Below are 14,956 nucleotides of genomic sequence, written 5' to 3'. Positions count from 1 at the left end.
TATCACCCGACGATAGGAAGGCGGCGAATAAGGAATCGAATCAGATAACCGCTAAGAACAAAGGTGATACCTAGAGGGATCTGAAAAACATTCATGAAATACCAGACAGAAGCAGGAATAGCAGAGAACAAGGAAGATGCTTGAGTAACCGTGCTAGCAATTGGGAGAGTATCTAGAAGACCAATGAAAGCTGACCAAATCCAATCAAGTATATTGAGAAACATATCAATGAAAAATTGCGCAACATCGCCTATTACATCACGAAGCCAAAAAGCAAAATCACTAAGCATATCTATCACCTATGCAGAAAGAATTATAAGTACAGCAAGAAGAGCCCATGCAGCCATAAACACGAAAGACAACGTAGGAGCTATTGACTGAAAAATAACGCAGTGAGAATCGAAGGTTATATTTGTACCCAGTATGTCAATAGTGGCAACCGGACAAGCGGCTGATGGATCACCAATGTTTTGGAACACAGTGCTAATAGTTGTATACGTATTAGATTGCTGAAGGGTTGAATAAAAGCCTAGATACTGTCCAGAAATACGGGCTTTTCGCTGACCTTCGCGGGGATCAAGGTCAGGTTTTCCGGGCGTTGAGAAGCCTTCGCCAGAGCCCGAGCCGTCACCACTACCCTCCCCCGAACCATCACCACCACTACCATTGCCATTGCCATTGCCACCACCTCCAGGAACGTCACATGTGCTTCCAGGAACTGTCTTATCGCAAGGCTCATCACCACCTGAGCCAGAGCCGTTAAGGCTGGAGCCAGTTTCATACGGGACAGAGTTATTTAAATCGCAGCTTGTGCCGTCAGCATTTTCATCAGTAACAAGAGTGAAAGCGTAATTACAAAAACCAGTTTGAGCATCTGTGGAAAGAACAAAGCAATCCTTAGTATTGGCAGTCTCAGGCTTTTCATAGAGACAGTTATTGGAACAAACAGAAGCGGGAGACGTACCGACTACATAGTTGTTGCCATCGCTACGAACTACAGCAGTATAAGGGCCGCGACTAACAATAGCAGAAGGAGCAGAAGAGCAAGCATTTGGAACATGGGGAATATCCGCCTGACCTTTTCTGTAGATTGGTGTGGGATGTCTTTTTACAGATACCTCATTCCATTTATCTGTACGATTGTAAAAACAAAAGCCATTTCCGCTAATAGTAGCGTCACCATCGGTTGCAGTAGCCCAGTGACTGAACGTAAGGTTTTTGTATCCAAGATCGGTATAAGTAGAAAGGAGGAAAGAACAAGCCGAATCAGGTGAAGAGTACTGCACACTACCGTCTGAAATAGTGTAGTAGTAAGCAGCTGATGCATACGAGCTGAAAAGGAAGGAAAACAAAGTGAAAAGTATGGCTCTCATATCACCACCCCGTAAAGGTAGCAAAGGAGCAACCACAGCCAATACAAAACATAGCAAAGTAGTAAAGCTGATCCATGTAGAGAGCCTCAGTACAAATAATTAAATTCCAAAAAAAAGGGCGCCCGAAGACGCCCAGGGAAACAGTGTAGGGAGGCTTAGCCGCGCAAGAAACCCAACACGATCTTGGCACCCTTGATACCGGCGTAAACAGCAGCGAGGATGCCAGCGACAGCGAGAACACCGACAGAGATAGTGCTGAAGTCGATAGAGGAAGTGAGGCCAGTGTAATCCCAGCCGCCAGTTGCATCGGCTGCAAAAACGGCAGGAGCGGAAGCAGCTACAACAACGGTGGAAACAACGGTAGCAACAGTTTTTTTGAACATTGGTAAATCCTCAGGATTGTTTGATGAAGTTTAAAAACGCACGAATGCCCATAGAGCCGACCATAAAGAAAGCTACCAGGGTAAATCCGGCCCCAAATGCTTGAGCCAAAATTGTTGGATCAAGCTGAGATGGATCAAAGGGAGGCTTATAAGACACAACCTCCCAGGTTGAAGAACAAATAGGCACACCACCGTCGACAGAAATATCAGATGGACAGTAAAGAGTGCCGGACATTACACAGTCTTTTGAGGAGTAGAAGAAGCAGAAACGGGATTGCTGATACGACGCCCTTGACGAGGATCGACTTCAAAAATCAGACGGTCATCGCGAACCTGCGCGATAACATCACACTCGTACTTTCCAGGCTGAGGAACCTGCTGAGGAGTCTCAGCGTAAAAGGTGCATTTCTGCGGATACGGAATATTTGGTAAATGGGCATAAGCCTCAAACATACAGTAGGGTTTTCCGCTCTTAGCGGCTGTACCACTACGGTGATTACCAGTTACTTCAACCACGATAACGTTAGACATGTTATGCCCTTATCTCAGTGTTGGAAGCCAGGAACAGTGCCGGGCTTACGGTATGCCCCAACTGGGCGCGATATACTCAGGGTTGCACCTGACTGTTTAAATTTTTGCACAGAACGTTGACGAGTTACTTCTTGCTGAGCCAGTGCACATAGAAACAGCCGCATAAGACTATTAACCCGAGCGCATTTATCATATTGAGGATTGTCAAATGCATTAGTAAATTCCTCCTCAACTGCAAAACGTAGATTTTGATAAGAAACCGGATTCATCAGAATCCCATCCATTCAGCAACAGAGGTTGTTCCCGTTTCTTGACGTTCAAGCGTCCAGATGCGTTCTGGTTTAACACCCTGTTCCTTTCGCGCCTCGATAGCCTTGAGGGTTTGTTCAACCTGCTGAGCAAGAACAGGGTTGATAAAGAAAGCGCGAACTCGCTGCTGCTCAGCCAATCTCCGCTGCTGGCCGCTTGTAAGCTGAGCCCCTTGAAAACTTACCGTTCTCATGCTGCAACCTGCTGAAGATGATTAGGACGCTGATACCAGGTTGGTATAGCCAAGGTGCTTTTTGTGACTTCGCGACACTGGCGGACAAAAACAGGGGCAAAACGGCTGGTATCGCAAGCGTTGCGAATGTTAATGCCGATACGATTGAGCTTGGCGGCATGACCTTTAACTTGAGACTTTGAAAAGTCGATGTTGGATGTTCCAGACATCCACTCAAGAGCGTAACTAGCCGTGGTACGAGCAGAACGTAGTGTGTCGCAAACACCTTCAGCAACCAGCTGTTCAGCAATGCTAACAATATCCATGGCTGTCACCTTTAACTTTTCATCTATCTTAAGAAACTCGCTGTGGAGTTCGGCCAGACGCCTTTCATCAAATAGGCCCCAATAGCAAAGGGCTTCGCGCTGTAAATATTCGCTTTTAAGCTCTTGTTCCATGCGGACTACGCCTTCTTGTGAGCAGTAGTTTTTAACCCGCAGAACATATTTGTACTCAGGTGAATCTTCGCCAAAGACACGCTTTATCTTTGGAAGGCAGTTCTGATTCATTTCAAAGGCTTTGTCATAAGCCTTTCGATACTGGAGACGCCCTCCTTTGCCGTTACCTTTCGGCGTCCAAGCAACGGTGCGGCCATTGGGATACAGGAAGCCAATGGAGTGCCCAATTCGCTGGCTAGAAACACCGCGTAGATAGGCAAGCACATTGCCCTCCCCCAACGAAACATTGGTGGTCAGGTCGATCCGTTCAATCTTTGCTCCATCAGCGATACGGTCGCCGGACTTTGCACCTGACTCACCTTGACGAATATCTAGGCGAGTGCAGCGGGTGAAGCCCGGCAAACCGTATTCACGTAACAAAGCGTTGTAAACCGAGACGCATTGCTCGATAGAAGCGAAACCAAACAAGTTGTCGAGCCGCCCTACCCGGCTGGGATTTCCTTCAACACGAATCTTACGGCCCTGAACGTGAATACTGACCGAGGTAGAGAAGCTAGCTTCATGCTTGAAACGAGGCTGCCGGGTACTCAAAACCTCATTGCTGTTCGCGTCTATCGTTAGGGTAAAGACGTCGCACACAATCGGAAGATCGTGATCGTGCTCCTGCGAAATCGTCAGCCAATCGATGAACATGGGAAATCCTGTCAATATCTGTATTCCAATACAGAAGTGGCAGGATTATGAGACTATCGAATACTCAAATGCAAGCAGAAATGTACCGATATATAGATACTGTATGCATAAACAGTTAATACGATGGAAAACATGAGCAATCACGCAGGCAGCAGAGCCATGACCATCGGAACAAATCTGAAACGGTATAGGGAAGCCAAAGGGTTAACCCAGCAGGCCGTTTGGGAGGCTGCGGGGATTAGTAAATCGAGCTACACCTCTTACGAAGCAGGTCGCGGAATCCCATCAGCTGACAAGGTGGTAAGCCTTGCCCAGGTACTGGGAACAACCACAGATGAGCTGTTACTAGACCCATCGGAGATGGTTGTATCCCAAGACATGCTGCCTATTCTTCGAAGGTTTGAAGCTTTGCCTGTAGATATCCGAAATCAAGCCAAAATTGCCTTGAAAGGTGTGCTTTTCGGGTACGAGCAAGAAGCTCTGAGATAGAAAAAGCAGGTCGCATGAAGGCTGGAAAGTATGGAAAACCATACCAAAGTGGGGGTGTAACAGCACCCCCACCTGCTTCGCTCGAAAGCCAATGAGTTAAAGCAAAAACAGATCGAAAAAGGAGCAGCAGATGTCAGCAGAGAAGTACACGTGTGGTCATTGTCATTTTGAATTTAACAAAGGTGTAACGGCCTGCCAGGGCTGTCTAGGGACAGTCATCTGGGGAGCCACGCAACAAGAAATGCACCAAGCTGGTCAGTTCATGGCTATCGTCGGTGCGGTCTTGGGCGCTCTGCTGATGTTTGGGCTACCGAAATTACTCAATACATACCTGGGAACAACCATGACGCTAGGCTACGGCTTGGGGTTTGGGGCAATGATTCCGATAGGAGTCATGGGACTGATCGGTTATTTCTGGGGATCGAACAACGCCGCCAAAGAACACCGCGGGGAGTGCCGTACCTTCCGCTAGGACAGGCGGCCAACCGGTGCTGATACATCGGACCTGCCGGGACCTGTCAGGCGATAGCGCTACACGTCACGGAACCGCGCAGGCTGCGCGCAATATCCGGGATAACGCCTTGGGGTAATCAGGCCGCAAAGCGATACCACGGCGACTACAAGATTTTTGAATGCGAAGAAAACCCCAGGGCTCTCAGGAACGCTGGGGTTTTTTGTTTGGGCGATGGACCGGCCCGCGTTGCGGGGTATCGGCGCAGATGTTGATTAGCCTGGCTGTAGATCGGCGAGGCGCCTAATGCCCTACGGGCAGGTCGAGGTAAGACGAAACTACGAGGGATCGGAGAAAATATCGCCCTGGCCGGCAAGCTGAAGGCATAGCCGGAATCTCTCCCCATAGGATCAGAGGAAAGGCTTGATTTTCGCGCGCGAGAAAATATGTAGCCGGAATCCTTCCCCATTAGACCCTGGCGTAAGCCCTATTTTCGCGGGCGAGAAAATGGATAGCCGGAATCTTTCCCCTTTAGATCGAGGGAAAGCGCTTATTTTCGCGGGCGCGAAAAAGTACAGCCGGAATCTCTCCCCTTTTAAAAAAAGATGAGATCAAAGATCAAGGATGGAGCGACAAGCGTCCTGCAGCACAGCCAACCGAACATCGAGGTCAGCAGATTCAGCATCGAGCTGCTGCAGCCTGGATCGGGCCTTACGAAGCTCGGAAACGACCTTTGGATAATCATCCAAAACGTAACAGACAGCATCGAGCGGATCACGAGAAGGCGCATAGAGGGTGGCCGTTTTGACCAGGTGCGTGGGCAGATCGAGTGGGCTTCGCATAATCGACGTTACATTAAACCAGCTGCGGGGCCAGGGCCAGTATCCGCAGCAGGCTCAACGTAACGTCAGTCCATTATGCGAAGTATCATATACGGAGCTGGCGGGCTCTAGTGGTCAGATTTAAAGCCTGGCACTGACTGGTTGACGAGTTATTTCCTCCAGCACCTGATCCAAGTGCGGCGCGAGCTTCAACACATCCAGGTCAACGGCTTGAACCGAGTTGGCTTCATATGGATACCGGGTGCCAACGAAAAGCTTCGAGCTAGCCGTGATCCATTTTTCCAGTTGAAAGCCTGGAGCCAATCTCTTCGACGTTTCACGCAGTTGGTTAGCCAGCTCAATAGGAATAGCGTTGTACAGATCCATCAGGCCATGCCTGTTTCCTGGCAAGCCGGCGACCAAACGCAAATGTCCTTCAGGATCATATTCAGACCTTGGAAATCGAGGGTCAGCCTCAACAAGGAATGACTTTAGAAGCAGCTCAGACGCGAGCGCCGAATTCATCACGGCTGGCCAGTAGAGATGGAAATCACCGTTTGAGGCACCTTGTTCGAGGATCTGTGCGGCCCTCAAAAAAGCACGCGCTTCCTCGATAACCCAGGTACTCGGCAAACGCTCATAATCCATAATTCATTGCCCTTTATAGTGAATATAAGGATGACCTACCCTCCTCCCTTAATAACTATTAAATATAACTAAACTAAATGACTATTTAGATGAGTTAACTCCAAACCTTAAATACGTCCCACCCTGCTTTTAATTTCATCGTTCATCCAGATGGCTATCAAAGCAGGCCGTTTCGTAACGCGTACTCGTATAACTCCTTGTCATTGGCAACCCCCAGTTTTTGCTGAGCTGATATTTTTTGATGGCTGATGGTTTTCACACTTCGATTGAGCATATTGGCGATTTCAGAAACCGTGTGCCCGTTCACGAATAGCCGCATGACCTCCGACTCTTTACTCGACAGTGCCTTTTGCCCCCCGTCCCCACGCGAATTCAAGTTGTTGACCTTGACTTCATTTAGCAGGGCCTGGACCGCAGCACCTATGTACTTTCTGCCTTGGACAACAGCCCGAATCGCATCAACAAGGTTATCGTGTCCGCTACTCTTGAGCAGTACACCCTCTGCCCCGGCAGTAACGATATTGTCCAATATTGATGGATTGGTCATCATGGTAAGAATGATCAATTTGACGTCTGGATAGCGCCGCTTGACAAACGAAACCAACGTCAACCCGTCTCCATGTTTACCGCCAGGCATGTAAAAATCACTGATCAAAACATCGGGCTTTACTTTGTCCATCAACTCGACCAAGGCAGTCGAGTCTTGCGCCTCCCCTGAGACTTCAATGCCGGGTTCATTTTCAAGGGCCATACGAACCCCGAACAAAACAATTGGATGATCGTCTGCCAGAACCACTTTAAGGGTCATGATGACGCCTCCAATATAGGATCCAAATACTCCTTCAAACGACCCAGGCACGGGTCAACCCGGGACAGGTGACCAGAAGCGGCGATCTCTTCAAGGTGCGAACAAAACTCTGCCGCGTCCATAGCGCCGATCGTCACCAGGGCGCCCTTGATGCGATGGGCATACTGAGTGACTGCCGTGGCATTACCCTCTGACAGTGAGTTCATCATAGCCGCCCAATCGTGCCTGGTTGTTGAAACAAACAAATCGCGCATGGCCGGTTTGATCTCGTCCAGTTTTGCCATCACATTGGCCTTTGAGCCCCCTGCAATTGAAACGCCAACGGCTTGCAATGCCTCTCGTAGTGCCGCGAGTGAAACCGGTTTGACCAGATAATCATCCATGCCCGCCTGTAAGCAGCGCTCTCCTTCCTCGGTCTGGGCATTGGCGGTCACCCCGACAATAGGTACGTTGACCCCTTCTGCCCGTAGCCGCCGGGTCAACTGGTAGCCATCCAGTTCTGGCATGTTCACGTCAGTCACCACGATGTCGAAGTGCTCACCACGGTGCCAGCGTTGCAAGGCTTCACGACCATCCGAGACCATCGTGACCTGGTAGCCCAGTTGCTGCAGTTGTTCGGTCAGTACCAATTGGTTGATGGGATGATCTTCAACCGCCAACACGTGCAACGTCTTGAGCACCGCAGGCACTAAGACCGGTGATGCCCGGACCCCGCCGGGCTCCTTTCTGGCCGCCCGTTGCAAGGCTTGCAGAATTCCGTGCTGGCACATACTGCTCACATGCCAACCGTCTTCATGCCATTCCGGTGTTGGCGCACCTTGCGGTTCAAGCCAGACAATGCCTGCAAACCGGTTGTCCAAAGCTGTTTCTGGTCGGTGCGGCCAGGTCACCAACAACAGGTCGTGGTGTGCTGAGTCCGGTAGGGTTTCGGTAAGGAGCTGCGCCTGGCCGTCGGCATGCTTGACTAGCGCAAGCAATGTTTCAAGTTGCTCGTTGGCGCCCGCAGACACGTGGACGATAGGCAGCCCTGCCAGGCTGGTCGGTTGCAGCTTTTCGGCAATCGCAAGCTCAAGCAATAAGGTAAAGCTGCTGCCCAGGCCCAGCTCGCTGACCAGTTCTATTTTCCCGCCCATCAACTCCATCAGCTTGCGGCAAATCGACAACCCCAGCCCCGTCCCCCCAAAACGCCGGGCCGTGGAATTATCAGCCTGGATAAACGGTTCAAACAGCTTGGCCTGCAAGGTATTACGGATGCCAATACCCGAATCCGAGACCTGGATCCGCACATCGAGTTGGCCAGCCGTATTTTCAGTGCCTTCGATCCGTATGACGATCTTGCCGCTGTCAGTGAACTTCACCGCGTTACTCAACAGATTACTCAGCACTTGCTGCAGACGGTTACGATCCCCTGTGAGCAGCGGTAGATCCGGTTGTAGACAGCAATATAACGCCACCCCTTTTTTTTGCGCCAAAGAGACGAAGCTCCTCGCCACACCCTCAGCCAACTCAACAAGATTGAACGGTGCAAGCTCCAGAGTCAGCTGATTCGCTTCAATCCTGGAGAAGTCCAGAATGTCATCGATGATATTCAGCAGGTTACTGGAGGAATGTTCAATGGTGCTGAGGTAGCCTCGCTGCTGTGGTAGCAGCGTAGTGTTTGCCAGTAGCTCCAGCGTGCCCAAGACGCCGTACAAAGGGGTGCGAATTTCATGACTCATCATCGCCAGGAAGGTTGATTTAGCCAAGCTTGCCTCATCGGCGGCGTCTTTGGCCGAGGCCAGCATCAACTCCGCATTCCTGCGCTTATTGTCATCGCCAAACGAACAAAACAGTGCCGGCTCGTGGTGATACTTAACCTCGACCAGGTGAGCCAGAATACGCACTGAGCACCCGGTGCCCGGCCTTTTGGCATCAATTTCAAGGAGATCGGTTGCAGTTACCTCCTTGTCAAACAGCATCAAAAAATAGTCGCGCAACCCCCAGCGCCGCCCTTCGTACTCGACATCAACGGTTATCAGCTCGCCAGACAGCTCGTTCTGAATCAGTACTTCACCATCGCTCTTGCGCAGCAGGCACAACCCCACCAGCGATCGATCCATCACTACCTGGACCAGGTCACGCACTTCAAGCATGTTCATTGAGTCTGGCTGTTCCGAAACAGGTATTCGACGCCGAGCTCTTCTTGCTGCCCACACGGCACTCGCCAGCCCCAACGCCAGCGCGCATGACGAGAAAATAATGGCTAGCCAATTCACTGCGCCCTCCTCAATGAGTGTGACCTGATCAAACATTGCTCAAACTCTTGGCGTAGACCACCTTTCTCTGGTGTCGTCGGTGAGTCACCTGCTAGTGCAACCCTCCAATTCGCAGGAGTTCCTGCTTGAGCCCCGCCAGGGAAACAGGCTTGGCCAGATAGCCGTCCATACCTGCCTGCAAGCAGCGTTCTGTTTCGTCGGTCTGGGCATTGGCTGTCACGCCGACGATCGGCACTTTTATTCCCTCTGCCCGTAATCGCCGGGTCAACTGATAACCATCCAGTTCTGGCATGTTCACGTCAGTTAAGACCACATCGAAGGATTCACCACGTTGCCAGCGCTGCAAAGCTTCACGACCATCCGAGGTCATCGTTACCTGGCAGCCCAATTGCTGCAGTTGTTCGGTCAGAACCCGCTGGTTGATGGGGTGATCTTCAACCGCCAGCACGTGCAACGTCTTGGGCACCGCAGGCACTAAGACCGGTGATGCCCGGACCCCGCCGGGTTCATTTCCGCCCGCCCGTTGCAGGGCTTGCACAATTCCCTGTTGGCACAGACTGCTCACATGCCAACCGTCTTCACGCCATTCAGGTATCGACGCACCTTGCGGGTCAAGCCAGACGACACCTGCAAATCTGTTTGCGAAGGTCATTTCAGGCCGGTGCGGCCAGGTCACGAGCAACACGTCGTTGTGTGCTGACGCGGGCAAGACTCCCGTCAGGGGGTACGCCCGGCCGCCGGCATGCTCGATGAGCGCGAGCAATGTTTCACGTTGTTCGTTGGCACCCGCCAATACCTGGACGGTAGACAGTCCCGCCAGGCTGATCGGCTGCAGCGTCCCGGCAATCGGTAGATCAAGCAACAAGCTAAAGCTGCTCCCCAGGCCCAACTCGCTGACCAGATTGACTTCTCCCCCCATCAACTCCACGAGTTTTCGACAAATTGATAACCCCAGCCCCGTCCCCCCAAAACGCCGGGCCGTCGAATGGTCAGCCTGGATAAACGGTTCAAACAGCTTGGCCTGCGACGCTTTTGCGATGCCAATGCCCGAGTCCGAAACCTGTATCCGCACATCGAACCTGCCTGCCGCATTTTTAACGCCACCGATACGAATGACGATCTTGCCGCTGTCGGTGAACTTCACCGCGTTACTCAACAGATTACTCAGCACTTGCTGCAGACGGTTGCGGTCCCCAACAAGTAGCGGTAAATCCGGTTGCAAGCAGCAGTACAGTTCCACGCCTTTTTTTTGTGCCAGCGATACGAAACTTCTGGCCACATGCTGTGCAAGTTCAATCAGGTTGAATTGCCCCAACTCCAAGGCGAGCTGATTTGCCTCAATCTTGGAGAAGTCCAGAATGTCATCGATGATGTGCCGCAGGTTACTGGAGGAGTGTTCGATGGTGCCCAGATAACCCCGCTGCTGCGGTAGCAACGTCGTGTTTCCCAGCAACTCCAGTGTGCCCAACACGCCATACAACGGAGTACGAATTTCATGACTCATCATCGCCAGAAACGTAGATTTGGCCGCATTGGCCTCGTCGGCGGCTTCTTTGGCGGCAGCCATCATCAATTCCGCACGTCTGCGTTCGCTGTCATCGACAAATGAACAGAAAAGAACAGGCTGATCGTTGTATTGCAACTCTGCCAACGAAACATGAATGTAGCGTTGGGTACTTTCATGAGGGGTAAATGTTGTCACACCCGTGCGATAGGACGTTTCACCGCCTTTCAGCGGGACACTCATAAAGAACTCACGCAGGCTTGCACGGCACCCGCCCATTTCGACATACGATGCGAGCATTGCCTTGGCTTTTTCACTCTGAAGCAATAACTTTCCACTTTCCCGGCTGAATACGCAGATCCCGACTGGGGCCAGTTCCAACATCGTACGGTTGAACGCCTCTCGCTCCATAAGTTGCACGGCCTGCTCTTGTGCTGGAAGAAATACTGCGCGGCGCATGTAGCGCATGACAATATAAGCCGACCCCAACGAAGCAATAAAAACCAAACAGCCGAAAACCACCGAATAACGCACCTGCCACAACACGTCACTATAACTTGCATAATAAACAACCCAGCGCTGCCCGCCGCCCAATTCTTTTTTCAATGATACGTTGAATACAGGGGCGCCATAGCTTTCAAAACCGTCACCCTTATTGTTCATCGCATTCAGAAACTCAATGGTACGATGGTCGCCCAAGTCCAGTTCTGGAACGCTACTTATTATTCGCCCATTCTTATCCAGAATCATGTACTTGATACCCAACTGCGGCGCCGCGTTCATTTCGCTCATTATTGATTTTTGAACTCGCGCATGAGGCACCTCTATTCCGAGCCAGGCATGCGGCATCAGTCGCGATGAAACCGGTTCAAAGATATATGACTTTTTCTCGTTGCCGGTCCCCAATTGAAATACGTGCAGCCCATTCTCCAATTGTTTGGATCCGTCAACATCCTGAAGTTGCTCAGAAATCTGTTTTAGCTTATTGCTATTACTTGTATCGGATTTGAATACATAGCGTGCAACGCCCGCGGCCATGTCAACGCAAATGATATTGACATTCGACTCGCGAAGCTCCTTACGCATCTGCGCAGACAGATTTAATATTCCATTATGGCTATCTGGCGCCGGCAAGGGCTGCAAATAAAATCGCTCTTTTCCCGGGTTTGAAGCGGGAGCAGCCAAGCCGCTTACAAAGTTGACGCTTTTGATCATCCCAGCAAGCAGAAGCTCATTTTGTTCAAAGAAGTCTCGGCTTTGAGTGTAACCGTTATTAAAATTCTTACGGTACTCCGAGGCTTCGGATATCACCGAAACATAAAAATACATGACGACAGCGCCCAGCACCCCGAATATAAATGCAATCGCCAGGCAACCAATCAGCTTATAAGCAAATTTCGGATGTAAAACCCAATTATCTGGAAGGCGTTCAGTATGCTTCATCATGGCGAAATACTATTCGCCGAACCAAACCTCTAGAATGAGAGGATTCTTAAACTCAAGCAAAAAAAACAGGAGGCCGCAGGCTTCGCCCCTCCCCCATTCAACCAAGCAACCGCTGCTCCAGCGCCGACGCCGTCATGGGTTTGCTAAACAGATAACCTTGCACAGTACGGCAGCCCAGTTTTTTAAGCAGCGCCAAGTCCTGAGGGTCTTCAACGCCCTCTGCAACCACTTTTATATTTAACCGTTCAGCCAGGGAAAGGCTGCTTTCAAGGGCGGCCTGAGTGACAGGGTTCTTATGTGCACCGTGAACAAATACACGATCTATCTTGATTTCGTCGAAGGGTACCGACATCAAATTCAACAGCGACGAGTACCCTGTCCCATAATCGTCAATAGACAACTTGAAGCCCTTTAATTTGAGGCGTGCCGCCCCTGCAAGGTAGTCACTGTAGTCGTCGGTCTCGGTCGTCTCGGTCAACTCCAGCATCAGTGTCGCCGGGTCGCCTCCACACTGTTCGACAATCGCCAGTAAACGCTCGGGAAGCGACTCCTCCGCGAGCAATGAAACAGGAATGTTAAACGACAAGGTGAGCGGCCAGCCCATCTTGCGCCAGGCACTCTGGGCCCTCAGGGCTTTTTCCAACAGCATCGAGTTAAGGTGGTTGATCCAGCCCGACGAGATGATGGTGTTCAAGAATACCGAGGGCAACAGAATGCCTCTTGAAGGATGATTCCAACGCGCCAGCACCTCGACCCCAACGATCCTGGAGGTCTCAAGATCATGTTGCGGCTGATACCACGCGGTAAACTGTTTGCCGATCAACCCTTCCAGCACGTCCACAGAGTCAGTGGGCATCGGTGATGAGACTGCGCCGGGCGACGCCACGGCCAACAGGCTACGTGTGCTATCGAAACCACGCATGGCAGCGCTGAGCTCGCCCGTATCAAGCGGTTTGCTCAATGCACTCAACTGCCTGAAACCCAATGAGCTGGCCAGGCGCTCTACCAACTGAATAAGCGCGACGGGTTGTGACGAAAGCACGACAAGATCTGGCTTTTCGTTCAGCTCCGCCAGGCGCTTGATAAATACAATCCCGTCCATGTCGGGCATGGCCAGATCGCAGATAATCAAGTCGTAGCGCTTGACCCTCAGCATCTCCAGGGCCTGAATGCCATTTGAAGCACACTCCACCTCAACGCCGATGTCTGTACGCAATTGTTGCGCCACGTATTCGCGCTGAAAAACATGATCTTCGACCAAAAGTACAGAGGTTGACTCTGCTCTGTGTCTGTTCGATGCATCGTACTGACTCATACATTGCCCTCGGTGGGTTACCCGTTACAGGTTAAGTATTCCTGCATGCGCCCTGCTTGTGTCCTGCATGCACGATCGACATGCCCTTAGCCTAAGCGTTGGTCTGACGGGTAAAAATGAGACAGTTCGCAATATGCCTTTTACTGATAGTCAATGGTGAACTCGATCAGTGAGTTGGCCGTGCCCGCAGTGACATTGGCCTGTGTCTGGTAATAGGCCGCGTCCAGTCCGATCTGATAATTACCCGCCATCCCGGTGTAACCGGAAAAGCGATAGTTCATCTCAAACCCGACCACGGTCCCTGCTTGCGTCGTCGTGATTTGCAAGCCGATCCCACTGGCCGCCCCTGCCCCCGGTGTCAACTGTGCGACACCGTTTGCGATGTCCCCGACGCTGCCACTGACCGGGTGCAAAGTGAACCTGATCGTGCCAATACCCGCCGGGCAATCGTTCAATGGGAGAGTGAAGCTACGTTTTCCGACAGTCGTGCCGACGCCCTTAAACTCTGATGCCGAATGGACCCCCATATTCACGGATACGTTGGTCGTGGGTGTACAACCAAGAACTGGAAATGTGGATTTGAGCTGGGTCAAGGTGATGTTGTTCGTACCGAATACAGCCCCGTTGTATTGAATCGTAGTAGTACCAATGGTCACAGCGCTTTGCGCAACGAGGGTGCTTCCTGCGGCAATGGGGCCGATCTTGACGTAGCGTGCACTGATTGCAATGCCGATATCCGTTTGTTGGTACGCCAGTGAGAAGTTCCAGGCCGGTGCTGAATTGTTATACGTGTTGGTCAACGGCACATCAGTGGCTGGCTCATAGACCGTACCGGTGTAATTTCCCGAGCTATCGGCAGTCCCGTAGATCGGATGCCATTGAAATACGATGCCAAGCCCGCTGACCCCGGTCTTGAACACGCTGTAAGTGACCCCGTCAAGGGTCAGCGAGGACGGTGAAGCCAGTTGCCCGGTGCCCCTGAGCTGTGGTCGTAACACATCGCCCGTAGAGGCATAGCACCACCAGTTTCGGAATGTTTTGTTGTACCCCGACCAGTCACCGATCCAGCCGTTGACTGGCGTATCCGCCGACGAGGTGATGACATTGCCACCGATCGTGACGGGAACAGTCGGGTCCAGCGCATAGCCGCCTCCACACTGATAAGCCTGTGCGATACCGCAACAGAGGATCAACGACACCGCGAGGATCCAGCGTTGAAGATGGGCGCGAATAGCCAGTGCCGGGCTTGGCAAGCTGACAGCGGTCTGGTTCATATTGAGGGTTTGCACAAGCATGACTC

Annotated in this window: 15 protein-coding genes; 2 read left to right on the top strand and 13 right to left on the bottom strand. The window is 51.5% G+C overall.

Annotation, left to right across the window (positions count from 1 at the left end; all coding sequences use genetic code 11):
- Positions 1–2 precede the first annotated feature (2 nt).
- From AC07W7_RS02630 to AC07W7_RS02600, 7 genes are all read right to left on the bottom strand, one after another.
- Positions 3–290, bottom strand: a complete 288-nt coding sequence (locus tag AC07W7_RS02630) for a DUF2523 family protein (RefSeq protein WP_495038594.1) — start codon at positions 288–290, stop codon at positions 3–5.
- A gap of 9 nt (positions 291–299) precedes the next feature.
- Positions 300–1,373 (bottom strand): hypothetical protein, encoded by a 1,074-nt coding sequence (locus tag AC07W7_RS02625; protein ID WP_495038593.1) that lies wholly within the window; start codon positions 1,371–1,373, stop codon positions 300–302.
- Between the two features lie 155 nt (positions 1,374–1,528).
- On the bottom strand, positions 1,529–1,756 hold the full coding sequence (locus AC07W7_RS02620; protein ID WP_495038592.1) for a hypothetical protein: 228 nt from the start codon (positions 1,754–1,756) through the stop codon (positions 1,529–1,531).
- 10 nt (positions 1,757–1,766) lie between these two features.
- On the bottom strand, positions 1,767–1,991 hold the full coding sequence (locus AC07W7_RS02615; protein WP_495038591.1) for a hypothetical protein: 225 nt from the start codon (positions 1,989–1,991) through the stop codon (positions 1,767–1,769).
- Positions 1,991–2,287, bottom strand: a complete 297-nt coding sequence (locus AC07W7_RS02610; protein WP_495038590.1) for a propanediol utilization protein — start codon at positions 2,285–2,287, stop codon at positions 1,991–1,993. Before AC07W7_RS02610 ends, AC07W7_RS02615 begins: the two co-directional genes overlap by 1 nt.
- A gap of 268 nt (positions 2,288–2,555) precedes the next feature.
- The gene (locus AC07W7_RS02605) at positions 2,556–2,789 is read right to left on the bottom strand and encodes a hypothetical protein (protein WP_495038589.1); all 234 of its coding nucleotides are present in this window, start codon (positions 2,787–2,789) and stop codon (positions 2,556–2,558) included.
- Positions 2,786–3,919 carry a phage/plasmid replication domain-containing protein gene (locus AC07W7_RS02600; RefSeq protein ID WP_060408702.1) on the bottom strand — a complete coding sequence of 378 codons (1,134 nt, stop codon included), beginning with the start codon at positions 3,917–3,919 and terminating at the stop codon, positions 2,786–2,788. The genes AC07W7_RS02605 and AC07W7_RS02600 overlap by 4 nt, the downstream gene beginning before the upstream one ends.
- A gap of 159 nt (positions 3,920–4,078) precedes the next feature.
- Between AC07W7_RS02600 and AC07W7_RS02595 the strand changes: the two genes are divergently transcribed.
- Together AC07W7_RS02595 and AC07W7_RS02590 are read left to right on the top strand one after the other, a co-directional pair.
- Positions 4,079–4,408 carry a helix-turn-helix domain-containing protein gene (locus tag AC07W7_RS02595; RefSeq protein ID WP_241496215.1) on the top strand — a complete coding sequence of 110 codons (330 nt, stop codon included), beginning with the start codon at positions 4,079–4,081 and terminating at the stop codon, positions 4,406–4,408.
- Positions 4,409–4,538: 130 nt separating this feature from the next.
- A complete protein-coding gene (locus AC07W7_RS02590; RefSeq protein ID WP_495038588.1) occupies positions 4,539–4,880 on the top strand; it encodes a hypothetical protein in 342 nt (113 codons plus the stop codon).
- Positions 4,881–5,821: 941 nt separating this feature from the next.
- On the opposite strand, the gene AC07W7_RS02585 is transcribed toward AC07W7_RS02590, so the two are convergent.
- From AC07W7_RS02585 to AC07W7_RS02560, 6 genes are all read right to left on the bottom strand, one after another.
- Positions 5,822–6,328: a HEPN domain-containing protein gene (locus tag AC07W7_RS02585; protein WP_495038587.1), complete on the bottom strand. Its 507-nt coding sequence runs from the start codon at positions 6,326–6,328 to the stop codon at positions 5,822–5,824.
- Positions 6,329–6,485: 157 nt separating this feature from the next.
- Positions 6,486–7,136: a response regulator gene (locus AC07W7_RS02580; RefSeq protein ID WP_186353216.1), complete on the bottom strand. Its 651-nt coding sequence runs from the start codon at positions 7,134–7,136 to the stop codon at positions 6,486–6,488.
- Entirely contained in the window at positions 7,133–9,427 is a 2,295-nt protein-coding gene (locus AC07W7_RS02575; protein WP_495038586.1) for a hybrid sensor histidine kinase/response regulator, read from the bottom strand. The genes AC07W7_RS02580 and AC07W7_RS02575 overlap by 4 nt, the downstream gene beginning before the upstream one ends.
- Positions 9,428–9,482: 55 nt before the next feature.
- Positions 9,483–12,341: a response regulator gene (locus AC07W7_RS02570; RefSeq protein WP_495038585.1), complete on the bottom strand. Its 2,859-nt coding sequence runs from the start codon at positions 12,339–12,341 to the stop codon at positions 9,483–9,485.
- Between the two features lie 97 nt (positions 12,342–12,438).
- Complete coding sequence (locus tag AC07W7_RS02565; protein ID WP_076960963.1) at positions 12,439–13,656, bottom strand: EAL domain-containing response regulator; 1,218 nt, start codon at positions 13,654–13,656, stop codon at positions 12,439–12,441.
- 140 nt (positions 13,657–13,796) lie between these two features.
- Entirely contained in the window at positions 13,797–14,951 is a 1,155-nt protein-coding gene (locus tag AC07W7_RS02560) for a fimbrial protein (protein ID WP_099170660.1), read from the bottom strand.
- Positions 14,952–14,956 lie beyond the last annotated feature (5 nt).

Source organism: Pseudomonas sp. GW821-FHT01D09, assembly GCF_059422465.1.
The sequence above is the reverse complement of the archived record's forward strand: the minus strand, read 5'-3'. Positions and strand labels throughout refer to the sequence as shown.